Source organism: Nonomuraea sp. NPDC004354, assembly GCF_053602555.1.
On record NZ_JBSGDV010000022.1, the window covers coordinates 43193 to 64040 of the forward strand.

Sequence of the window (20848 nt, forward strand, 5' to 3'; positions counted from 1 at the left end):
GTGACTGTGGGCCGTCTTATGCGGACGGCCCACGTCCCGTTCATTCTGGTTCCGGTACGGCCTCGGCCGAGGTGGCGAGGAAGTCGGGGGGCGACGCCTGCCACGCGGGGATGTTCAGCGCGTCGAGCGCCGCGATGATCTGGCGCTCCTCGAAGGCGAAGTGCGACTCCACGATGGCGGCCAGCCCGTCGAGCTCGCGCCGTACCCGTTGGGCGTCGGCCGGGTCGGTGCCCACGTCGGCGGCGAGGGACTCGATCCTGCGGAGGATGCCGGCCACCAGGTGGTGGTCCTCCTGGAGCTTCGCCAGGACGGGGCGGAGGGCGGGGAACTCCTCGGCCAGGGCGGGGAAAGCGGTGCGGTCCTCGCCGGTGTGATGGCGTTCGAGCGCCGAACAGAAGCTGAGGCAGTGGGCGCGCAGCTCGCGCGGACGGTGGTCGCCGCCGTCGAGGAAGGCGTCGAAGCTGTCGCGCAGGGCGGCGAGCTCCTCACGGAGCCAGGAGTGGACGTCGATCAGCTGGGTGCCGAACGCCTGGAGGCGGCCGGTCGGATCGGTGGGTGTGGGCACATGATTCCCGTGTTTCGGCGCCTCCGTGCCCGCGACGGTCTCTTTGCCGGGTGCACTGCGACGCTGAGGCGGGATTTCAGCATTCTTCGCGGGGGGTGTCAAGAGCCCTGGGGTGAGGGAGGCGCCGGGGATCGCAAGGGCGCCCGGAGGCCGGGACACCAAGAGCATGGCGGCGGGAGGCGCGACTGCGTGACCTCCGGCGAGAGGGGCCAGGGCTCCCAGGGCGTGTGGACGCGGATCCGGTGGGAGGGGCCGGGGGTTCCCAGGGTGTGGGCGCGGATCCGGTGGAAGAGGGGGCGGGGGTTCCCAGGGCGTGGGCGCGGATCACCCGGGAGGGCGCCAGGGCTCCAAGGCGAGGGCGCGGATTCGGCGTGAAGGCTGCTGTGCGGGGGCCGGGCGCAGTGCGGCTACGGGGAAATGCGGGGAAGGTCGAAGAGCGGAGCGTGGGCATGAGAAAGGGCCCGGGAGGGAGGTGCCGGGCCCTTTCTCGTAACCGCTGGCCGTTAGCGGAGCAGCTCGCCGTTCGGGCCGACGATCCGACCGGACGCCATGTTCTTGGCCGCGTTGTACACAGCGGCCGTCTCACCGTCGAAGTACGGCGAGGAGATGTAGTCCACGCGGTCGTTGCCGTCCTGGTCGGCGAAGGTGCTGGTGACACCGTTCACGTAGCCGAGACGCTTGCCGTTGCTGTAGTTCAGCAGCCAGGGGCCGCCGTCGTAGCCGGGGGTCACGGGGCACTTCAGCGCCACGTGCTCCTCGATCTTCTTCTCGGCCGAGCCGACGGTCTTGGCGGAGGTCGCGCCGTAGCAGTGCTTGGGCGTCACGCCCGTGTACGGCTTGCTGCCGTCGGGGTGGGGCGCGTACGGGTAGCCGAAGGTGCGCACGATCTTGCCGGTCGGCTGGTTGTAGGCGAAGCCCTGGCCGCCGACGTTGTCGCCGAGCCGGCCCGCGTCCTCCGGCTTGGAGCCGTCGAACTTGATGCCGTTGTAGACGGTGACGAACGCGTAGTCGCGGTCGTAGTCCTCGTAGACGTCGAAGTCGTAGTGCGTGAAGGCCTGCTTGCCGACGTAGATGCCGAACGGAGCCTTGCCCTGGTAGTAGCCGGGGACGAAGACCCACTTGGACATGGTGTCGGAGTTGCCGTCGGTGTCGTAGACGCAGTGGCCCGCGGTGGCGACCAGGTTGCGGTAGTTGCCCTGGATGGAGGTGGCCGAGCACCAGCGGGGCCTGCCGCTGGCGTCCAGGAAGAACACCTTGCCGATGGTGCGGGGGATGTTGATGTTCTGGGCCGTGCCGGTGCTGACGGAGTTACTGGTCGGGGCGACCATGCCGGGCTTGCCGTCAGGGGTGTAGCCACCCTTGCTGACGAGCTTCTTGACCTCGCTCGAGTCCCAGTAGTACGCGCTGGCCTGACGGAGGGCGGCGCCGTTCGACTTCCACCAGAAGCTCGCGATGGACGAGGCGTCCCTGGTGCTGGTCGCCATGGGGTCGGAGGCGATGTCGCGGGCGGCCTGGGCGGTGCCGGAAAGGCCGGCGGCCAGCAGGCCGGTCGCCAGGATCGCGCCACCAGCCGGGAGGAAGATGCGCTTCAAGGTATAACTCCAGGTTTCCTTTGCGCTGACTGTGACGCCTGTTGCGTCCCAAGAGTCAGCAAACGGATAGCGAGGAACTTACAGCGGAGGGTTTGGTCATGGGAATTTCCCGTTGATCATGTCAACGGACAAGTCGGACGAATCACACCGCTCGTGATCTGTCTGAGATGAAGTGACCTTGTGTGGTCTGTGCTGATCAGGAGGCTTCTGACGCCTAAGTGATCAATTGGTTGCCACGGAGTTCGTGTGATCCGGGTCACATTTTGTGCGGGGAGTCAGGCGAGCGAGTCGTTCGCGGCGTGATCGTAGACCTCGAACGTCGTCGTCGTGAAGTACGGCGAGGACACCGCGTCGAACTTGCCGACCGCGTCGAGGTTCCACGTCAGGCTGTTGACCCCGTTGAGGTAGCCCAGGCGCGTCGACGACTTGTAGCCGAGCATCCACGGCCCGCCGCTGGCGCCGGTGCTGAAGTCGCAGCCCGGCAGCAGCACGCCCCACTGCAGGTTGCGTGTCGGGTTGACGGTCCGCTTGGTGGTGCCCTCACAGGTCTTGAGCGTGCGCCCGTCGAACGGGTGGGTGTTGTCCGGCTGGGCGCCCGCCGGGTAGCCGAAGGCGCTGATCTGGTTGCCGGTCTTCTTGCCGACCGTCAGGCCGAGGCCGCCGATGTTGTCCTCCAGACGGCCGACGTCCTTCATGGCGAGCTTGCCGTTCTCGGTCGTCCAGCGGAAGCCGCGGTGCACCGAGACGAAGGCGTAGTCGTAGTCGTAGTCTCCGATGGCGGCCCAGTCCTCGTGCATGTGGAGCGTCGAGCCGACGTAGATGCCGTCGGGGGCCTCGCCGTCCTTGCCGGGGTTGGGGACGAAGATCCAGTTGGTGCTCTTGCCGAGGCGCGGGTCCCAGGCGCAGTGGCCCGCGGTGGCGACGAGGCTGCGGTTCCTGGCGGCGACGGCGCTGGCCGAGCACCAGTACTCCTTGCCGCCCAGCTGGAAGTAGACCTTGCCGATCGTCCGGGCCGCACCGCCCTTCGCAGGCGTGGTGGGGGCGATGTCGCGCGGCGCGCGCGTCCTGGCGATGGCCTGGGGGCTCAGCGATCCGGCGGAGGTGGAGGGCGACGACGACGGCGAGGAGCTCTTGGTGCCGGGGGTGGCGGGGGAGTAGCTGTCGGCGTCCTTGAGCTTCTCGGGCTTCCAGTACTCGGCGACCTTGCGCATCTCGGCGTCGGAGGCGGCCAGCGGCTCGGAGTAGACGTAGTCGGGCGGCGCGGCGGCGGCGTGGGCGACCCCCGTGGTTCCGGGCAGCGTCCCCGTGATTCCGGGCAGCATCAGCAGAACGCCGCTGACAGCGGCGATCGCGAGTTGCCTCAGGCGGGGGATCATGAAATGCCTTCCTTAGACCGTAACGCGTGATTTTTCCAGATCGTAAGCGTTATTGCAGCCTGGATTGGCGATCGTTATGTGATCTAGAAAAACCCGATATCCCGCGCGTCGGTCGTTGTCCCAGGTCAGAGGCCCAAGAGAGGCTTCTCGTCATGAGAAGACTCGCATGTGTGGCCGTTGTTTGCGGTACGGCTTTCGCCGCATCTTCGGGGCCCGCGACGGCCGAGCCCGACCCTCTATCCGTGATGGCAGAAATGATCTTGAAGAAGGTCGACCAGAAGCGGATGCTCGTGCTGAGCAAGGGGTCGCGCCTGGTGCTCCTGACATGCGAGCCGTACCGCGTCTCCACCCATCCGGCGCCACGGCAGGCGTGCGCGGAGCTCGAGGCGGCCGGCGGCGATCCCGCGGAGATCGAGCCCGACCCGCTCATCAGGTGCACCATGGACTACAAGCCTGTCAACGCCGCCGCCGTCGGCATCTGGGACGGCCGGATGGTCAGGTACCGGCACACGTTCGGCAACGCGTGCATGATGCGGCTCTCGACGCGGTCCCTCTTCTCCTTCGAGCCGGTTCTCCCGCGCTGACCTGCTCCGGCAGGCTTCCTCACGCGCGCGGGACGGGCGTGCCCGGGCCGTGTCACCCGTCACCACGGCGGCGAGCGCCAGGCACCGGCGGTGACGCGGCGAGTACACCGTTCCCCGTGCGCGCGGCCGAGCCGGAACACGCCAGGCGCCGGCGCCGGCGCGGCGAATACGGCACGGCCGATCCGGTTCCCGTGCGCGCGGGCCAGCCGGAACACGCCAGGCACCGGCGCCGGCGCGGCGAGTACGGCACGGCCGAGCCGGAACAGGCGCACCCCTCTCGACCTGTAGCGTCGAAGACGTGAAGTACATGCTCATGATCTACACGAACGCCGTCGCCGCGCAGGCCGTCAACGAGAACATCGACGACGCGATGGCCACGGTGGAGGATCTCATCGCCGAGCTCACCGCCAGGGGCGAGTGGGTGAGCGGCGAGGCGCTGGCCGACCAGGCGGGCTCCCGCACCATCAGGTTGAAGAACGGCGTGGTCGCCGTCACCGACGGCCCCTTCCTGGAGTCGAAGGAGTACCTGGCCGGCTACTGCATCATCGACTGCGAGACGCCCGAGCGGGCGCTCGAGATCGCCAGGCGCTGGCCCGACGTCGCCTACGGCGGCACGATCGAGCTCCGCCCCGTCTTCGAGGAATGACCAGTAATGGCGTGGAAAAGCGGGGCATGACGGTGGAGCCGGTGCCGATGAGGGAGGACTTGCTCAAGGAGCTGGCCCCGCAGGTGCTGGGCGTGCTCGTGCGACGATACGGGCAGTTCGACGCGTGCGAGGACGCGGTGCAGGAGGCCCTGCTGGCCGCGGCGACCCAGTGGCCGAGGGACGGCGTGCCCGACAACCCGAAGGCCTGGCTGGTGACGGTCGCCTCGCGCCGGATGATCGACGAGATCCGCAGCGAGGAGGCGCGGCGGCGCAGGGAGGCGGAGGTCGCCCTGGAGGCGGAGCCGCCCGAGGTCCCCGACACCGACGACACGCTGACGCTGCTGTTCCTGTGCTGCCATCCGGCGCTGACGCCTGCCTCGCAGATCGCGCTGACGCTGCGCGCGGTCGGCGGCCTGACGACCGCCGAGATCGCGGGGGCGTTCCTGGTGCCGGAGGCGACGATGGCGCAGCGGATCAGCAGGGCCAAGGCGACGATCAAGAAGGCGGGCGCCAGCTTCGAGATGACGCCCGACCGGCTCGACGTGGTCCTGCACGTGCTCTACCTGATCTTCAACGAGGGCTACACCGCCACGTCCGGGCCCGACCTGCAGCGCGCCGACCTCACCGCCGAGGCCGTCCGGCTGGCCAGGACCGTGCACCGGCTGCTGCCCGACGACGGCGAGGTGGCGGGGCTGCTGGCGTTGATGCTGCTGACCGACGCCCGCCGGGCGGCGCGCACGGACGCCGAGGGGGCGCTGATCACGCTGGACGAGCAGGACCGGACCCTGTGGGACAAGGACCTCGTCGCCGAGGGCGTGGACCTGGTGACGGCGGCGCTGTCGCGGGGGCCGCTCGGGCCGTACCAGTTGCAGGCGGCGATCGCGGCGGTGCACACCGAGGAGGGCGAGACCGACTGGCCGCAGATCATGGCGCTGTACGAGCTGCTGGCGCGGGTCGCGCCGGGGCCGATGGTGACGCTCAACCAGGCGGTGGCGGTGGCGATGGCACGCGGCCCTCGCGAAGGGCTGGCCCTGCTCGACACCGTTGAAGGGCTGGAGGGGCACCACCGGCTGCACGCCGTACGGGGGCACCTGCTGGAGATGGCGGGGCAGGAGGAGGCGGCGCGCGCGTCCTTCGTGAGGGCGGCGGCGCTGACGGCCAGCCTGCCCGAGCGGCGCTACCTGGAGGACAAGGGGAGGCCCCGGTCCTGAACGGACCGGGGCCGGTGGTGCTGCCCGCGACGGATCAGCCGGGCTGGTTGCCGCTCCAGCGGTTGGCGGCGGCCTTGTAGACCTTGTAGGTGTCGCCGTTGAAGTACGGCGAGGAGATGCGGTCGTAGCGGTCGTTGCCGTCGGTGTCCCAGGCGACGCTGTTGACGCCGATCAGGTAGCCGGTGCGGCTGGAGTTCTTGTAGTTGTAGAGGAACGGTCCGCCGCTGGCACCGGAGGTGAAGGAGCACTTGAAGCCGACGTGCTCCTCGATGCGGAACTTCGGCGCCGGCGGCATGGGGGCCGTCGTGCCGTAGCACCACTTCATGGTCTTGCCGGTGAAGGGCTTGTCGCCGTCGGGGTGCTCGCCGGCGGGGTAGCCGAAGGAGAACACCGTGGCCTTGGGGTTGCGGTTCCAGGTGAAGCCCTGACCGCCGACGTTGTCGCCGAGCCTGCCGACGTTCTTCTTGACCAGCTGCCAGGTGCCCTTGTCGTCCTTCTGCCACGTCGGCTTGAAGCCGTTGTAGACGTTGACGAAGGCGTAGTCGTAGTCGTAGTCCTCCTTCACCACGAAGTCGTCGTGCGCGTTGAAGGTCGTGGCGGCGTAAATGCCGTAGGGGGCCTTGCCGTCCCACTTGTTGTTGCCGTCCCAGTACGACGGGATGAACACCCAGTTGTCGTAGAAGACGTTGTGCTTGACGTCGTAGACGCAGTGGGCCGAGGTGGCGACGAGGTTGCGGTACTTGCCCTGCACCGAGGTGCCGGAGCAGTACTTCCAGCTCCTCCGGTCGTTCTCGTTGGCGCCGGGCAGCGTGAAGAAGATGCGGCCGACCGTGTTGGGCAGGTTGACCTGCTTGGTCTTGATGGCCTTGGCCTTCTCCTGGCCGATCGGGGGAACGGATCCGGGCGGGCCATCGGGGGCGGAGTTGGCGCCCTTCGCGCCCCTCACGTCCATGGACAGATCGTCGTTGATGTCGGTGGCCGCGCGGAGCTTGTCCGGCGTCCAGAACGCGATGGCGCCGGCTGCTGAGGTGGCCGCGTCCTTGGAGACGACATCGCTGGGGGCCGCGGCCTGGGCCGCGGTCGCGCTCATCAGGCCCGCGGCCATGCCGATGGCCGCGACGCCGACGGTGAGGCGCCTTGCTCGGGAAAACATGGAGCTCCTTCCGGTTCTCGGCGGCCCAGAGCGGGGAACTGTGCCCCGGTGGGCCAGGAAAACGTTGAGGACGCTACTGAATGGCGCAAGGCGCGAGCCAGGAAACGACGTGAAAAAGTCTGGCCCGGTTCCATTCCGTTATTGAAATAACCATTCCGCATGTATTCAAGAATGGTATTTCCGCAGGTCGACGCCGCAGTTCGATATCGCTGGCAACATTGTCACCAGGTGTCTCCCGCTTTACATGCCGAACATTGCTCTCGTTATGTCGGCGTCATGTCGGAGCCGCCCGGCTCACCGTCCGTGACCAGCCGGGCCCCGAGCCGCTGTCCCTGTGGGAGGCGGCGGCGCGGCAGGCGACCGCCACGCCTGTCGCGATCGTGCCCACGTACGCGGGCGAGGCGACGGTGGCCGGATACACGGTCGCGCACGAGCGTGACGGGTCACCCTCGAAGGGCTGCTCGTGGCGGACCTGCCGGGCGGCGGGCGCGCCCACGCCCGGGTACGGCGGGCCGGCCTGCTCGCCGACGCCATGAGCACGCAGCTGGTGGGACGGCGGGTACACCTGGCCACCGAGGGGAAGGTCAACACGGCCGTCTGGTGAAGCGATCATGCCCGGGGTCTTGCGTGGGGCGGGCCGAGGTCACCTCAATGGAGGTGTGCGCGATGTCATCGAGGCAGGCCCCCGGCGCAGGGGATGGGTCGGCATCGTGGTCCTGCTGGCCGTCCTCGCCGTCCCGGCGGTCAGCCTGCTGATCAGCAGGAGTCCGGACGGCCGGGCGCCCGTGGTGACCCCGTCGACGGCCGCGCCGACACCCGCGGCGGACCAGCGGGACCGCGCGCCCAACATCCTGCGCGCCTACCCGCGCAGCCTGGGCGACGAGGAGAGCATCGACGTGGTGTTCCCCGACGGCACCAAGGCCCAGGTTCGCTACCCGGTCGAGCTGCGCCTGGCCGCGCGCGGGTCCAGGCCCTACCAGGGGGCGTGGATCGGCGGCGAGCGGGCGATGTTCCGCAAGCTCTACGCGCCTCTCGGCGGGATGCCCGAGGGCGGCACGCGGATCAGGAGCATGACCCGCAACGTCTCTCTGTGGTCCGACGGCGAGGGGCAGGTGCTGCTGTTCGCGTTCGGCAGGTGGCGGATCGCCCTGCAGGACCGCCGCGACGGGCTGACCTTCGAGCAGCGGATGGAGTGGGCTCGCGCGCTCAAGGGGAGGGTGACCCGCGACGGCTACCTCGTACTGACGGCCAGGGAGCCCGTCCACCTGTCGAAACCGGGCGACCGGCTCGGCGGCGAGCCCGCCGGCCCCGGGTTGCTGTTCGGCGGCGAGTTGCTCGGCCGGCCGGACGAGCTGGTGTCGCTGGTGCTGACGCCCCATTGCGACCGCAACAGCGGCATCCCTCCCGAGCTGCGACGCAACGCCACCTACGTCGACGGCGTGTGCAGGGGTGACGTCTTCGTCTCCGCTGCGGGCGCGGGAGTGTTCGTGCGGGCGGCTCTGGAGGGGATCAAGGTGAAGCTCACCGAGTAGGGTGCGGCCATGTTCGCCGTTACCGCTACACAGACCGATCCCGACAACCCGCTGGCCGGGCTGACGCTCGGTGAGCATCCCGACCCCGAGCCCCGCGACGGCTGGACCACCGTGTCCGTGAAGGCCGCCGCCCTCAACCACCACGACCTGTGGACGCTCAAGGGCGTCGGCATCCGCCAGGACCGGCTCCCGATCGTGCTCGGCTGCGACGCGGCAGGCGTCGACGAGGACGGCAACGAGGTCATCGTGCACTCCGTCATCGGGCAGGGCGCCGACGAGACGCTCGACCCTAGGCGGTCGCTGCTGTCGGAGGTGCACGACGGCACGTTCGCCGACAAGGTGGCGGTGCCGCGCCGCAACCTGGTGCCCAAACCCGCCGCGCTGAGCTTCGAGGAAGCGGCCTGCCTGCCGACGGCGTGGCTGACCGCCTACCGGATGCTGTTCGACAAGGCGGGCATCGAGCCGGGGTCGACCGTGCTCGTGCAGGGCGCCGGCGGCGGCGTCGCCACCGCGCTGATCGCGCTGGGCCGGGCGGGCGGGTTCCGGGTGTGGGCCACCTCCCGCTCGGAGGAGAAGCGGGAGCGGGCCCTCCGGCTCGGCGCCGACCGGGTCTTCGAGCCGGGGGCCAGGCTGCCGGAGCGGGTCGACGCGGTGATGGAGACCGTCGGCCAGGCCACCTGGGACCACTCGCTGAAGGCGCTGCGTCCCGGGGGACGGATCGTCGTGTCGGGCGCGACCAGCGGGGCGGTGCCGCCCGCCGATCTCAACCGGGTCTTCTTCCTGCAGCTGTCGGTCGTCGGCTCGACGATGGGCACCCGCGACCAGCTCGCGCGGCTGGCGGTCTTCCTGGAGCAGACCGGCGTGCGCCCGCTCATCGACCGGTCGATGCCCCTGGACCAGGCACGCGACGGGTTCGCCGCGATGCTCCAGGGCGAGTTGTTCGGCAAGGTGGTGTTCACGCTCGACGATAAGTGAGGGGTTACTCCGTCGCGCTCCCGGGTGATACAAAGAAGGGGAAGGTGTGTCACCCGAGAGGTCATGACCCATGGAGCCCTTCCGTCCGGGCACGATTCACTGGGACACCGCAGGCGAGTACCGCAACCTTCTCGTGGCCGGCAGCGCGCTCGTCCTGCAGACCATGCACCCCGCGGTGGGCGCGGCCGTGGGCGAGCACTCGACCTACCGGCAGGACCCCTGGGGCCGGCTCGCCCGCACCCTGAACTCCGTCCAGACCTGGGTGTACGGCGGCGCCGAAGCCGAGCGCGAGGGCAGGCGGCTGAGAGAGATCCACGCCTCGATCAGCGGCACCGACGACAAGGGCCGCCCCTACCACGCCCTGAACGGCGAAGCCTACGCCTGGGTCCACCTCACGCTCTTCGAGCGCTTCGTCACGCTCAACCGCTACTTCGGCACGCCGTACTCCAGGGAGATGGAGCGCCGCCTCTACGCCGAGTCGCGGCAGCTCGGCCGGATCCTGCGGGTGCCCGAGCGGGAGGTGCCGCCCACGCTGGACGACTTCTGGCTCTACTTCGACCGCATGGTGGCCGACCGGCTCGAACCGCATCCGACCGCGCTGGAGGTGCTGGCCACCATGCGCGGCACGCCGGCGCCGCCGATGGTGCCCAAGCCGCTGCGCGGGATCTGGCGGCCGGTGGGCATGGGATCGGGGGAATTCAACCACTTCGTCACGGTGGGGACGCTGCCGCCTGCCGTACGGGGGGTGCTGGGGCTGGAGTGGTCGGAGAGGGACGAGCGCAGGCTGCGGCGGATCGGGCGGGCGGTGGCGGCGCTCACGCCGCGCCTGCCCGAACGGGTCCGCTACCTGCCGATCGCCTACCGGGCCAGGCGGGCCGCGCGCGAGCGCAACCGGCCGCTATCGGCGTAGCGCCGCGGCGAGAGGAACCGGCCGCTATCGGCGTAGCGACTCGCGGATCTGCTCGCCGGCGGCCTCGAGCGCCTCCTGGCAGGCCGACAGCGTCTCGCGGGTCAGGCGGCTCTCGGAGGCCTCCTCGCGCACCTTGGCGACGAAGTCGGCGAGCAGCTCGCCGAGCTCGGCGTCGAGTTCGGCCCTGCTGTCGGTCGTGCCGTTGTCGGCGGTACGGCCGCCGGCCGGGCCGCCGAGGTCGCTCCACACCTGGGTCCAGACGCGCCGCCACTCCCTCGACAGCCGCTCGCCCTCGCTCTGCCACTGGGCGGCGTGCTCCATCCACTGGCGCTTGTGCTGCTCGCTGATCCGGCGCACGTGCACCCGCTGCTGCTGCGCGGCGCCCCTCTTGACGTCCTTGGCCATCGCGGTCAGCTCTTCGCGCAGCGACTTGACCGTCTCGCGGACGTCCTCCTTGACCTCGCGGGCGATGTCGCGCACCGAGTCGGTGATCTCCTGTTCGAGGTCGGCCAGCTCGTCCAGGCGGGAGTCGAGCTCGGCGCGGCCCTTGTCGGTGATCGAGAACACCTTCTTGCCGTCGATCACCTCGTGGGTGACCAGGCCCTCCTCCTCCAGCCTGGCCAGCCGCGGGTAGATCGTGCCCGGCGAGGGGGAGTAGACGCCGAGGAAGCGGTCCTGGAGCAGCCTGATCACCTCGTAGCCGTGGCGCGGGCTCTCCTCCAGCAGCTTGAGCAGGTACAGACGAAGCCTGCCATGGCCGAACACCGGGCTCATTCCTTCTCCCCCTTGAGCAGCGTGACATCGGCCGAGACGGTGGTGGCCGTGAGCGAGGCCATTCCACCACCCAGCCTTCCCGACAGCGACTTGGCCCCGAGGTCGCCGATCCTGTACAGCTCGTCGAAGGCCGAGTTCAGCCGGCCCGTGGTGGAGCGGATCGCGACATCGCTCTCCACGTCGTACGGCAGGCGCACCAGGATGTCGCCGGAGACGGTCGTCAGCGTGACGTGCCCGGTCGGGCGCAGGGCCAGGTCGGCGGTGATGCGCCCGGAGATGGTGTTGGCCCGCAGCCGCCGCGGCGTGCCGCCCGCGACCGCCAGGTCGCCCGAGACGCTCTTGAACGCCAGGTCGCCCTCCATCGCCCTGGTCTCCACGTCGCCCGAGACGGTCTCGGCGTGGACGTCGCCGCTCACGCCGTCCAGGACGATCTCGCCGGAGACGCTACGGACGTTGGTGCGGCGCTCGAACCCGGCGACGACGGCCGAGGCGGAGACCACGCCGACGCTGATCGGGCAGTCCTTGGGCACGGTGATCGTCAGCGTGGTGGCGCGCTTGCCCGAGCGTTTGAGCCAGCCGAGCAGGCCGTCCCAGGTGAGGTCCTTGTAGGCGATGGTGAGGGTGCCGTCGTCGTCATGGGTGACGATCAGTGGCGCCGAGTCGATCTCGGCCACGTCGAGCGTCGGTGGCCCCTCGCTGGCCAGGACGGCCAGTTTCCCCGCGACGACGCGCACGTTGAGCGCGGCCACGGTGTCGAAGGTGAGCTGCTGCGGGCGCTCGATCGTCCACTGCGACATGGTTCCGTCCTTCGTTGCCGACACGTCCACCACAAGACACGATATGTCGCGTTTCGCGAAACATCAAGATGTATCGCGTCAGGGCGCGTCGGGCGCCAGGCGTCACTCGTCGTCGTCGGAGTCGTGGCGGGCCAGCCACGTGGCCAGGCGCTCGATCGGCGTCTCGAAGTCGGGGTTGAGATCCACGAACTCGCGCAGCCGCTCGCCCAGCCAGAGGATGCTGACCTCCTCCTCGCCGCGACGCTCGACGAGCTCCTCGATCCCCCGGTCGGTGAAGTACATCTCTCTCCTGTTCCCTCGGTCGAGGCGAGCCCACGACCGTGAAGCAACTCTAACGAGCGCCTCGAGGTGCTCCGCCGTGAACCTTTCGCGCGCGGCCCGGTAAATACGGGCATTCGATCATTCGTACCGAAAGGCACCGCATGCCGCAGCCCGCCGCGACCGTGGAGGTCGCCGACGCCGAGCTGATCCGGCGGTCGTTGCACGAACCCGAGATGTTCGCCGCCGTCTTCGACCGTCATGCCCCGCACCTGCACAGGTACGCGGCGCGGCGGCTCGGCCCTGACGCCGCCGAGGACGTCGTCTCCGAGACGTTCCTGGCGGCCTTCCAGAGCCGCCACCGCTACGACGTGGCATACGCCGACGCCAGGCCCTGGCTGTACGGCATCGCCTCCAACGTGATCAGCAAGCGGCGCAGGGACGAGATGTCCCGCTACCGCGCCTACGTCCGCAGCGGCGTGGACCCGGCCGAGATCACCGGAGGGCTCGTCGAGGACAGCGTGACCACGCTGACGGTGAACCGCCCGCTCGTCGCCGCGCTGGCCGGGCTCAAGCGGCGCGATCGCGACGTGCTGCTGCTGATCGCGTGGGTGGGGCTGAGCTACGACGAGGTCGCACGCGCCCTGGACATCCCGGTCGGGACGGTCCGCTCGCGGCTCAACAGGGCCAGGAAAAAGGTTCGCCAGGCACTGGACGACACCACCACCACACCGAAGGACGGTCTCCATGGATGAGATGGACGAACTGCGTCGCCTCTGGGCCACCGTGCCCGAAGGATCGGCGGAGGACCTCGCCGGTTCCCGCACGCTCCTGGCGCGCGCCTACACCGCGGACCGGCACGCGCGGGGGCCGCGCCGGCTCCCCGTCATGACGGCCTGGCGGTCGGTCCTGCCGGTCAAGGCCGGGCGGTCGGTCCTGCAGGTCAAGGCCGGGCGGTCAGGTCTGCCGGTCAGGGCCGGGCGGTCAGGTCTGCTGGTCAGGGCGGTGGCCGTGGCGGGCGCCACGGCCGTGATCGGCGTGGCCGTCCACCTGGTCCCCGGCGCGCTGCCGCCCGCGAGTGCGCAGGACGTGCTCGAAAGGGCGGCCGACGCCGCCGCGGAACAGAAGGAGGTGACGCTGCGGCCGGGCCAGTACCTCCACGTCAGGTCCGTGGCCGCGCAGACCCTGACGGTCGGCCGCAAGGACGGCTCCGGCGCCGACCACCTGGCCCTCACGGTCGCCGAGGACAGATGGGAGCCCGCGACGGCGGGCAGGCCCTGGCTCGTCAGAGAGGAACGGACGGCCGCCACCCCGCTGCCGGGCAGCCGCCTCCCCTCCCTGCCGTGGCGGCGTGGCGTCGAGGACAGCGTCTACGAGTCGTCCTGCGACAAGACCCCCGGTGACGAGCTGTCGTACCTGCGGCTCGGCGACTGGCCCACCGACGTGGCCGCGCTGCGCGCCAGGATCGAGAAGGCCGCCGCACAGGAGGCAGGACCCGTGAACCTGCGCCTGTGGACGACGATCAGCCGGCTGGTGCGGATGTCGGCCGCTCGCCCGGCCCTGGCCGCGCCGCTGTTCGAGGTGGCCTCCGGCCTGGACGGCATCAGCCTCGACGCCGAGGCGACCGACGCCGCGGGCAGGCCCGGCATGGCCGTCGGCATGGCCGAGAACGACAGCCTGCGCTCCGAGCTGGTCTTCGACAAGGACACCTACCGCTACCTCGGTACCCGCCACGTCGTCACCAAGGACAGGACGGAGACCCCGGGCGGCCACACCTTCGTCATTCCGAAGGGCACCGTCACCGGCACCGCGCTGCTCGGCGTCGAAGCGGCCGACACCATGCCCGAGCCGGCACTCCACGCTTCCCGACTCAAGATCCCCTGCTGAGCCTCAAGGTCCCCTCCTGAGTCTCAAGATCCCCACTGGAAGGACAACAACACCATGCTGGTACTTACCGCTCTGCTGGCGGCCGCCGTGGCCGTCACGCCCTCGCCCGAGTACGACGCCGCCCACACCAAGGCGGTCAAGCTGGAACAGGCCCAGGTGTCGTGCATGAAGGCGGCGGGCCTGGAATACCGGCCCCTCGACATCGAGAAGGCCACCAGGAGCGCCGCCGACCGCAAGGCGCTCAACGGGGACTACGCCGCCATGCGGGCCGAGCGGGCCACGGAGGGCTTCGGCGTCTGGTCCGAGCTGGTCCACCCCGAGCGCGACGAGGACAAGGACCACCCGAACAACGCGGTCTTCATGTCGCTGCCCGAGAAGCAGCACAAGGCCTACCAGGCGGCCCTGGACACGTGCTTCTCCGCGTCGGCCAAGACCGTGCTCGGCAAGGACGTCCGCTCGCTCGACGACTACTACGAGCAGCTCGACAGCGCCTACGACACGCTGGCCGGAACCGAGCTGGACGGCGCCGCCGACCTGGTCAAGCTGGGCAAGTCCTTCGCCACCTGCCTCAAGGTCGACCCCGCCAAGCCCACGCGGCTGGCCGAGCGAGGCCGCCGCTTCTTCCTGGACGAGCGCACCAAGGTCGCGCGCGGGCAGGGGGTCAGCGCGCCGGCCGAGGCCACGAGCGTGCGCCCGGCGATGACGCCCGCGCAGGCCAGGCCGTACCTGGACAAGGAGATCAAGGCCGCGCTCCAGGACCTGGGCTGCGGCAAGGACTTCTACGCCGCCTACGCGCCCAAGGCGTGGAAGCTCCAGCAGCAGGTCTACGCCGACTACGGCGTGCCGTTCGCCTGGTAAGAGCACGCCGGAAGGAGGAGGAGCAGCACCCCGGAAAGCCGAACGCCCCGGCCTGTCGGTCACAGGCCGGGGCGTTCGCGCGTTCTGCCAGCTGTCTGTCAGCCGAACACCGCGTGCTGGATCTCCTCCAGCTCCCTGTCGTGCGCGGCGTGCGAGCCGGTCGCGGGGGAGCTGTTGGGCGTACGGGAGATCCTGCGCAGGCGGCGACCACCGAACAGGTCGGGGTTCTCCGCCAGCTTCAGCGTCAGGTACGGCCACGGCCCCATGTTGACCGGCTCGTCCTGCGCCCAGATCAGCTCCACGTTGGGGCTGTAGCGGGCGAGCTCGGCGTTGAGCTCGTCCTCAGGGAACGGGTAGAGCCGCTCGATGCGGACGATCGCCGTCGTGTCGGCGGCGGCCGACTTCTCGCGGGCCGCGGCGAGGTCGTAGTAGACCTTGCCGGAGCACAGCACGACCCTGGTGACCTTGCCCGCGTCGACCGTGGTGTCGCCGATGACCGGCTGGAAGGTGCCGGAGGTGAACTCGGCGGCGGCCGAGGTGGCCTTCTTGTGCCGCAGCAGCGACTTCGGCGTGAAGACGACCAGCGGCTTGTGCCTGCCCGCCAGCACCTGCCAGCGCAGCAGGTGGAAGTAGTTGGCGGGCGTGGTCGGCTGGACGACGGTCATGTTGTCGAGCGCGCAGACCTGCAGGAAGCGCTCGATGCGGGCCGAGGAGTGGTCGGGACCCTGACCTTCGTAGCCGTGCGGCAGCAGCAGGACGACGCTGGACTTCTGGCCCCACTTCTGCTCACCGGACGAGATGAACTCGTCGATGATCGTCTGGGCGCCGTTGACGAAGTCGCCGAACTGCGCCTCCCACGCCACCAGCGCGTCGGGCCTGACCACGCTGTAGCCGTACTCGAAGCCCAGCGCCGCGTACTCGCTCAGCAGCGAGTCGTAGACGTAGAACTTGGTCGTGTCGTGGTTGAAGGTCTTCAGCGGCGTGTGGTCCTCACCGGTGTGGCGGTCGACCAGCACGGCATGGCGCTGGACGAACGTGCCGCGGCGGGAGTCCTGGCCGACCAGGCGCACCGGGCGGCCGTCGATCAGCAGCGAGCCGAAGGCGATGGTCTCGCCCATGGCCCAGTCGATGCTGTCCTGCTCCACCATCTGGCCGCGGCGCTGGATGATCGGCGCCAGGCGCGGGTGCGGGGTGAAGCCCTCGGGCAGGTTGAGCTGGGTGTCGACCACGCGCTTGAGCGTCTCGTCGGAGATCGCCGTCTGCGTGTCGGCGTGGGACCACTTGACCACCTCGGTGGCGGGCACGTGCAGCTCGCCGGCGTCGGCGGGGTGCTTGGCCGCCTCGCGGACCTCGGTGAAGGCCTGCTCCAGCTTCGCCTGGTAGTCGCGCAGCGCCGACTCGGCCTCCTCGACCGTGATGTCGCCGCGGCCGATCAGCGCCTCGGTGTAGAGCTTCCTGGTCGAGCGCTTGGCGTCGATGATGTCGTACATCAGCGGCTGGGTGTAGGCGGGGTTGTCGCCCTCGTTGTGGCCGCGGCGGCGGTAGCAGATCATGTCGATGACGACGTCCTTGCGGAAGGCCTGGCGGTACTCGAAGGCCAGCCTGCCGACGCGGACGACCGCCTCGGGGTCGTCGCCGTTGACGTGGAAGATCGGCGCCTGGATCATCCGCGCCACGTCGGTCGCGTAGACGCTGCTGCGCGACGAGGCGGGCGAGGTGGTGAAGCCGACCTGGTTGTTGACCACGATGTGGACGGTGCCGCCGGTGCGGTAGCCGCGCAGCTGCGACAGGTTGAGCGTCTCGGCCACCACGCCCTGGCCGGCGAAGGCCGCGTCGCCGTGGACGAGCACCGGCAGGACGGAGAAGCCCTCCTCGCCGCGCTCCAGCAGGTCCTGCTTGGCGCGCACGACGCCCTCGAGGACCGGGTCGACCGCCTCCAGGTGGGAGGGGTTGGCGACCACGGAGGAGACGATGGTCTTGCCGCCCGGCGCGGTGAAGGTGCCGGTGGCGCCGAGGTGGTACTTCACGTCACCGGAGCCGTGGGCGGTGCGCGGGTCGATGTTGCCCTCGAACTCGCCGAAGATCTGGCCGTAGGACTTGCCCACGATGTTGGCCAGCACGTTGAGGCGGCCACGGTGGGCCATGCCGATGACGACCTCGTCGAGACCCTCGCCCGCGGCCTCGCTGATGACCGAGTCGAGCAGCGGGATCAGCGACTCGCCGCCCTCGAGGGAGAAGCGCTTCTGGCCGACGAACTTGGTCTGCAGGAAGGTCTCGAACGCCTCCGCCGTGTTGAGGCGCGCGAGAACGTGCAGCTGCTCCTCGCGGTCGGGCTTGGCGTGGGGCTTTTCCACCCGCGCCTGGATCCAGGCCCGCTCCTCGGGGTTCTGGATGTGCATGTACTCGATGCCGACCGTGCGGCAGTAGGAGTCGCGCAGGACGCCCAGGATCTCGCGCAGCTTCATCAGCGGGCGGCCGCCGAAACCGCCGGTGGCGAACTCGCGCTCCAGGTCCCACAGGGTCAGCCCGTGGGACTGGATGTCGAGGTCGGGGTGCTTGCGCTGCTTGTACTCCAGCGGGTCGGTCTCGGCCATGAGGTGGCCGCGGACCCGGTAGGCGTGGATGAGCTCGATCACGCGGGCGGACTTGGCCACGTCGTCCTCGTGGGAGGCCGACACGTCCTGCGTCCAGCGGACCGGCTCGTACGGGATCCTGAGCGCCTCGAAGATCTCGTCGTAGAAGCCGCCCTCGCCCAGCAGCAACCGGTGGATCGTGCGCAGGAAGTCGCCGGACTGGGCGCCCTGGATGATCCGGTGGTCGTAGGTGCTGGTGAGGGTCATCACCTTGGAGACGGCCAGGCGCGACAGCGTGTCGGGCGAGGCGCCCTGGTACTCGGCCGGGTACTCCATCGCGCCGACACCGATGATCGTGCCCTGGCCCGGCATGAGGCGCGGCACGGAGTGGACGGTGCCGATCGTGCCCGGGTTGGTCAGCGAGATCGTCGTGCCGGTGAAGTCGTCGACGCCGAGCTTGCCGGCGCGCGCCTTGCGGACGACCTCCTCGTAGGCCATCCAGAACTGGCGGAAGTCCATGCCCTCCGCGGCCTTGATGGACGGCACGAGGAGCTGGCGCTCGCCGTTGCTCTTCTGCACGTCGATCGCCAGGCCGAAGCCGACGTGCTCGGGCTTGACCAGCGTCGGCTTGCCGTCGACCTCGGCGTAGGAGTGGTTCATCTCCGGCATGGTCTTCAGCGCCTTGACGATGGCATAGCCGATCAGGTGCGTGAAGGAGACCTTGCCGCCACGACCGCGCGCGAGGTGATTGTTGATCACGATGCGGTTGTCGATGAGCAGCTTGGCGGGAATGGCCCTGACGCTGGTGGCCGTCGGCACGACCAGCGAGGCGTCCATGTTCGCGGCCGTGCGGGCCGCCGCGCCGCGGAGCTTGACCTCTTCGGCGCCGGCGGGCACGGGGGTGGAGACCTTGGGCTTCTCAGTAGCGGTGGTAGTCACGGCGGCCTTCGGTGCGGCGGGGGCGGGCGCGGTCGCTGTGCCGTTCGCCGCCTCCCTGGCCGGGGTTCTGCCCGGTCCATAGTCAGGGTTGTAGTCAGCGAAGAAGTTCCACCAAGCCTGGTCAACAGACTCGGGGTCCTGGAGATACTTCTGGTACAGCTCGTCGACAAGCCATTCGTTCTGACCGAAGCTTGCCAGCGGGTTTGTCCGCGACGACTCAGACGACACGGCGGAAATCGCCCTCTTCCGCAGATCGGCATTGATAGAGAACCTGTCCAAGGCTACTCGCCCGGACCGGCATAGTGCGCCCTTGAGGCCACACCACTCCGCCTGATCCTCTCAGGAGAGTTCGAAGTGGTCACGCCTCCCTAGTCATTCCTGGGGGTGCAGCCATTGTTACCATTCGGTATCGACCATCTGGTGCAGGTTTTACCTCCTGCTAACAATGAGTCGGCTTTCGACCCTAATGTCCGATGTGATCCGGTTCAGCAGGTCGGCCAGCTCCTCCCCGGCCTCCTTCAGCTCCTCCAGCGACAGCGGTTCGAGCCGCTCCAGGAGGAAGAGCGCGTCGGTGGTCTCCTCGGTGATCCTGGTGCGCGCCACCTGCCGCCAGTTCCAGCGCCTGCACGTGACACCGGAGTCGTCGCGCCAGACGACCTCGCCCGGCTCCGGCGTGCCCAGCGCCTCCTCCGACGGCTCGTCGCCCCTGGCCCGCAGCAGGTGCGCCGCGCCCTGGTAGTGGCCGAGGTCCTCGCCGCCGATCGGCAGCACGTGCTTGACGCTGACGGCGTTGTAGGCGTCGACGACCAGGTTGATCTCGGGCAACGGCAGGCGGCGGGTCAGCGCGTCGACCGAGGGTCTGGTCCGCTGCGGCTTGGCGCCGAACGCCCGGTAGGCCGCCCGCCACGGGTCGATCTTGTCCTGCTGGACGGCGTGCGAGGATGCCTCCTCGAGCCAGGCGCGCGAGCGGTCGTCCGTGGGGCCGTTGCGCAGGCCGTACGCGGTCATCACCAGCACGGCGAAGTCGGGCCGCAGCTCGAAGATCTCGGGGTCAACGCGAACGTCGTCAATCATCTTCCCAGCTTAGAAGGACACTCGCATGAACCATCTCGTCCTTGATCTCAAGTATCACTGGGCCGTCTTCGGCCTGGCGCTGTTCCGGCCCGTGGTGACGCTGAACGGCTATCCGGTACCGGTCCGATGGGGACGCAACGTGATCCCCGTGGTGCCCGGCTCCCATCACCTGCATGTGCACGTGCCCGGCATCCTGCCGCCCCAGGCGGGCGCCGCCGACCTGCAGGTGTGGGTGGCGGCGGGCCAGTCGCTGCCCGTGGAGTACCGGGCGCCGGCGTGGTCCTTCTCGCCGGGGGCGCTCGGGCCCGCACCCCAGCCGTGGAACGGCCTGGCCTACCAGCTGGCGCTGCTCGGGGTGCTGCTCGTGCCGCTGGCCTTCATCCTCTTCCTGCTCGGCGCGGTGCTCGTCTCGATCGCCTAATAGTCTTTGCAAAAAACCCTTTGCGATTTACGCTGGTGGCATGGAGGACGCCTTCCACATCAGCGACCCGCGCACGCTCAAGGTCGTCGCCCACTCGCTCAGGGTCAGGCTGCTGGGCCTGCTTCGCGCCGAGGGGCCCGCCACCGCCAGCTCGCTGGCGCGCACGGTGGGCGAGAGCTCCGGCTCGACCAGCTATCACCTGCGCGAGCTGGCCAAGTACGGCTTCATCGAGGAGGACCCGTCCGACGACGCCAGGGAGCGGCGCTGGCGGGCCCGGCACCGCTTCACCGCGTGGAACACCGCCGAGCTCTCGGCCACCCCCGAGGGCAAGGAGGCCGTCGCGATCATGCACCTGCGGCAGATCGAGGCGATCGCCCGCTCGATGGAGGAGTTCCAGGAGGGCGAATGGCCGGTGGAGTGGGTCGAGGCCGCGGGCATGGGCGACCGGCTGGCCAGACTCACCCCCGAAGGCGTCAAGGAGTACTTCGAGCGCGTCGCCGACCTGCAGCGCGAGCTGGAGGCCAGATACGGCGCGGCGCCCGGCGCCGAACAGGTCTACCTCGGCACCACGGCCTTCCCCCGGAGGACGCGATGACCCTGGGGCCCTCTGGAACCCCTGAGAGCTCGGGGATCTCTGAGGGCTTGGCGACGTCTGAGAGTTTCGGGACCTCTGAGAGCTTTGAGACCCCTGAGGGCTTGGAAACCCTTGAGATCAAAGGGACA

The 20848-nt window shown here is 69.5% G+C and carries 21 protein-coding genes; 12 read left to right on the forward strand and 9 right to left on the reverse strand.

Features of this window, described 5'->3' with window-relative positions:
- Positions 1-40 precede the first annotated feature (40 nt).
- From ACWENQ_RS39035 to ACWENQ_RS39045, 3 genes are all read right to left on the reverse strand, one after another.
- A complete protein-coding gene (locus ACWENQ_RS39035) occupies positions 41-565 on the reverse strand; it encodes a hemerythrin domain-containing protein (RefSeq protein ID WP_452418748.1) in 525 nt (174 codons plus the stop codon).
- Between the two features lie 503 nt (positions 566-1068).
- Positions 1069-2157, reverse strand: coding sequence for a trypsin-like serine peptidase (locus ACWENQ_RS39040; RefSeq protein ID WP_452418750.1), 1089 nt, complete (start codon positions 2155-2157; stop codon positions 1069-1071).
- Between the two features lie 275 nt (positions 2158-2432).
- Entirely contained in the window at positions 2433-3533 is a 1101-nt protein-coding gene (locus ACWENQ_RS39045) for a trypsin-like serine peptidase (protein WP_452418751.1), read from the reverse strand.
- 254 nt (positions 3534-3787) lie between these two features.
- Here ACWENQ_RS39045 and ACWENQ_RS39050 point away from each other — a divergent pair, with 254 nt between their 5' ends.
- From ACWENQ_RS39050 to ACWENQ_RS39060, 3 genes are all read left to right on the forward strand, one after another.
- Complete coding sequence (locus ACWENQ_RS39050) at positions 3788-4117, forward strand: SSI family serine proteinase inhibitor (RefSeq protein ID WP_452418753.1); 330 nt, start codon at positions 3788-3790, stop codon at positions 4115-4117.
- A 307-nt stretch (positions 4118-4424) separates the two neighbouring features.
- Positions 4425-4763, forward strand: coding sequence for a YciI family protein (locus ACWENQ_RS39055; RefSeq protein WP_354921758.1), 339 nt, complete (start codon positions 4425-4427; stop codon positions 4761-4763).
- A gap of 47 nt (positions 4764-4810) precedes the next feature.
- Entirely contained in the window at positions 4811-5974 is a 1164-nt protein-coding gene (locus ACWENQ_RS39060) for an RNA polymerase sigma factor (protein ID WP_452418754.1), read from the forward strand.
- Between the two features lie 34 nt (positions 5975-6008).
- Here ACWENQ_RS39060 and ACWENQ_RS39065 read toward each other — a convergent pair whose 3' ends face one another.
- The gene (locus ACWENQ_RS39065; RefSeq protein WP_452418755.1) at positions 6009-7127 is read right to left on the reverse strand and encodes a trypsin-like serine peptidase; all 1119 of its coding nucleotides are present in this window, start codon (positions 7125-7127) and stop codon (positions 6009-6011) included.
- 463 nt (positions 7128-7590) lie between these two features.
- Between ACWENQ_RS39065 and ACWENQ_RS39070 the strand changes: the two genes are divergently transcribed.
- The 4 genes from ACWENQ_RS39070 to ACWENQ_RS39085 all read left to right on the forward strand — a co-directional run bounded on the left by ACWENQ_RS39070 (position 7591) and on the right by ACWENQ_RS39085 (position 10544).
- Positions 7591-7731 carry a hypothetical protein gene (locus tag ACWENQ_RS39070; protein WP_452418757.1) on the forward strand — a complete coding sequence of 47 codons (141 nt, stop codon included), beginning with the start codon at positions 7591-7593 and terminating at the stop codon, positions 7729-7731.
- 55 nt (positions 7732-7786) lie between these two features.
- A complete protein-coding gene (locus ACWENQ_RS39075) occupies positions 7787-8659 on the forward strand; it encodes a hypothetical protein (protein ID WP_452418758.1) in 873 nt (290 codons plus the stop codon).
- Positions 8660-8668: 9 nt separating this feature from the next.
- Positions 8669-9634, forward strand: coding sequence for a zinc-binding dehydrogenase (locus ACWENQ_RS39080; RefSeq protein WP_449928382.1), 966 nt, complete (start codon positions 8669-8671; stop codon positions 9632-9634).
- 70 nt (positions 9635-9704) lie between these two features.
- Complete coding sequence (locus ACWENQ_RS39085) at positions 9705-10544, forward strand: oxygenase MpaB family protein (protein WP_452418759.1); 840 nt, start codon at positions 9705-9707, stop codon at positions 10542-10544.
- Positions 10545-10568: 24 nt separating this feature from the next.
- Here ACWENQ_RS39085 and ACWENQ_RS39090 read toward each other — a convergent pair whose 3' ends face one another.
- The 3 genes from ACWENQ_RS39090 to ACWENQ_RS39100 all read right to left on the reverse strand — a co-directional run bounded on the left by ACWENQ_RS39090 (position 10569) and on the right by ACWENQ_RS39100 (position 12397).
- Complete coding sequence (locus ACWENQ_RS39090; protein WP_354921599.1) at positions 10569-11318, reverse strand: PadR family transcriptional regulator; 750 nt, start codon at positions 11316-11318, stop codon at positions 10569-10571.
- A complete protein-coding gene (locus tag ACWENQ_RS39095) occupies positions 11315-12115 on the reverse strand; it encodes a DUF4097 family beta strand repeat-containing protein (RefSeq protein WP_354921596.1) in 801 nt (266 codons plus the stop codon). Before ACWENQ_RS39095 ends, ACWENQ_RS39090 begins: the two co-directional genes overlap by 4 nt.
- Before the next feature lie 102 nt (positions 12116-12217).
- Complete coding sequence (locus ACWENQ_RS39100; protein ID WP_354921593.1) at positions 12218-12397, reverse strand: DUF6104 family protein; 180 nt, start codon at positions 12395-12397, stop codon at positions 12218-12220.
- 140 nt (positions 12398-12537) lie between these two features.
- Between ACWENQ_RS39100 and ACWENQ_RS39105 the strand changes: the two genes are divergently transcribed.
- The 3 genes from ACWENQ_RS39105 to ACWENQ_RS39115 are packed head-to-tail and all read left to right on the forward strand — an operon-like array spanning position 12538 to position 15118.
- A complete protein-coding gene (locus tag ACWENQ_RS39105) occupies positions 12538-13128 on the forward strand; it encodes an RNA polymerase sigma factor (protein WP_354921591.1) in 591 nt (196 codons plus the stop codon).
- Positions 13121-14260 carry a CU044_5270 family protein gene (locus ACWENQ_RS39110; protein ID WP_452418761.1) on the forward strand — a complete coding sequence of 380 codons (1140 nt, stop codon included), beginning with the start codon at positions 13121-13123 and terminating at the stop codon, positions 14258-14260. Before ACWENQ_RS39105 ends, ACWENQ_RS39110 begins: the two co-directional genes overlap by 8 nt.
- A gap of 54 nt (positions 14261-14314) precedes the next feature.
- On the forward strand, positions 14315-15118 hold the full coding sequence (locus tag ACWENQ_RS39115; protein ID WP_452418763.1) for a hypothetical protein: 804 nt from the start codon (positions 14315-14317) through the stop codon (positions 15116-15118).
- Between the two features lie 98 nt (positions 15119-15216).
- Here the strand turns inward: ACWENQ_RS39115 and ACWENQ_RS39120 are convergent, their stop codons facing one another.
- On the reverse strand, positions 15217-18858 hold the full coding sequence (locus tag ACWENQ_RS39120) for a multifunctional oxoglutarate decarboxylase/oxoglutarate dehydrogenase thiamine pyrophosphate-binding subunit/dihydrolipoyllysine-residue succinyltransferase subunit (protein WP_449928392.1): 3642 nt from the start codon (positions 18856-18858) through the stop codon (positions 15217-15219).
- Positions 18859-19059: 201 nt separating this feature from the next.
- On the reverse strand, positions 19060-19704 hold the full coding sequence (locus ACWENQ_RS39125; RefSeq protein WP_354921579.1) for a B3/B4 domain-containing protein: 645 nt from the start codon (positions 19702-19704) through the stop codon (positions 19060-19062).
- 25 nt (positions 19705-19729) lie between these two features.
- On the opposite strand from ACWENQ_RS39125, the gene ACWENQ_RS39130 reads away from it, so the two are divergent.
- Complete coding sequence (locus tag ACWENQ_RS39130) at positions 19730-20125, forward strand: hypothetical protein (protein WP_452418765.1); 396 nt, start codon at positions 19730-19732, stop codon at positions 20123-20125.
- Between the two features lie 40 nt (positions 20126-20165).
- Complete coding sequence (locus tag ACWENQ_RS39135) at positions 20166-20720, forward strand: winged helix-turn-helix domain-containing protein (protein ID WP_452418766.1); 555 nt, start codon at positions 20166-20168, stop codon at positions 20718-20720.
- Positions 20721-20848 lie beyond the last annotated feature (128 nt).

What these genes read in the sequence shown, in the direction of transcription:
- ACWENQ_RS39130 (WP_452418765.1), top strand. Translation starts at nt 19,730, where the DNA reads ATGAACCATCTCGTCCTTGATCTCAAGTATCACTGGGCCGTCTTCGGC.
- ACWENQ_RS39105 (WP_354921591.1), top strand. Translation starts at nt 12,538, where the DNA reads ATGCCGCAGCCCGCCGCGACCGTGGAGGTCGCCGACGCCGAGCTGATC.
- ACWENQ_RS39135 (WP_452418766.1), top strand. Translation starts at nt 20,166, where the DNA reads ATGGAGGACGCCTTCCACATCAGCGACCCGCGCACGCTCAAGGTCGTC.
- ACWENQ_RS39045 (WP_452418751.1), bottom strand. Translation starts at nt 3,533, where the DNA reads ATGATCCCCCGCCTGAGGCAACTCGCGATCGCCGCTGTCAGCGGCGTT.
- ACWENQ_RS39060 (WP_452418754.1), top strand. Translation starts at nt 4,811, where the DNA reads ATGAGGGAGGACTTGCTCAAGGAGCTGGCCCCGCAGGTGCTGGGCGTG.
- ACWENQ_RS39115 (WP_452418763.1), top strand. Translation starts at nt 14,315, where the DNA reads ATGCTGGTACTTACCGCTCTGCTGGCGGCCGCCGTGGCCGTCACGCCC.
- ACWENQ_RS39085 (WP_452418759.1), top strand. Translation starts at nt 9,705, where the DNA reads ATGGAGCCCTTCCGTCCGGGCACGATTCACTGGGACACCGCAGGCGAG.
- ACWENQ_RS39090 (WP_354921599.1), bottom strand. Translation starts at nt 11,318, where the DNA reads ATGAGCCCGGTGTTCGGCCATGGCAGGCTTCGTCTGTACCTGCTCAAG.
- ACWENQ_RS39080 (WP_449928382.1), top strand. Translation starts at nt 8,669, where the DNA reads ATGTTCGCCGTTACCGCTACACAGACCGATCCCGACAACCCGCTGGCC.
- ACWENQ_RS39110 (WP_452418761.1), top strand. Translation starts at nt 13,121, where the DNA reads ATGGATGAGATGGACGAACTGCGTCGCCTCTGGGCCACCGTGCCCGAA.
- ACWENQ_RS39100 (WP_354921593.1), bottom strand. Translation starts at nt 12,397, where the DNA reads ATGTACTTCACCGACCGGGGGATCGAGGAGCTCGTCGAGCGTCGCGGC.
- ACWENQ_RS39095 (WP_354921596.1), bottom strand. Translation starts at nt 12,115, where the DNA reads ATGTCGCAGTGGACGATCGAGCGCCCGCAGCAGCTCACCTTCGACACC.
- ACWENQ_RS39055 (WP_354921758.1), top strand. Translation starts at nt 4,425, where the DNA reads ATGCTCATGATCTACACGAACGCCGTCGCCGCGCAGGCCGTCAACGAG.
- ACWENQ_RS39050 (WP_452418753.1), top strand. Translation starts at nt 3,788, where the DNA reads ATGATCTTGAAGAAGGTCGACCAGAAGCGGATGCTCGTGCTGAGCAAG.
- ACWENQ_RS39125 (WP_354921579.1), bottom strand. Translation starts at nt 19,704, where the DNA reads ATGATTGACGACGTTCGCGTTGACCCCGAGATCTTCGAGCTGCGGCCC.
- ACWENQ_RS39065 (WP_452418755.1), bottom strand. Translation starts at nt 7,127, where the DNA reads ATGTTTTCCCGAGCAAGGCGCCTCACCGTCGGCGTCGCGGCCATCGGC.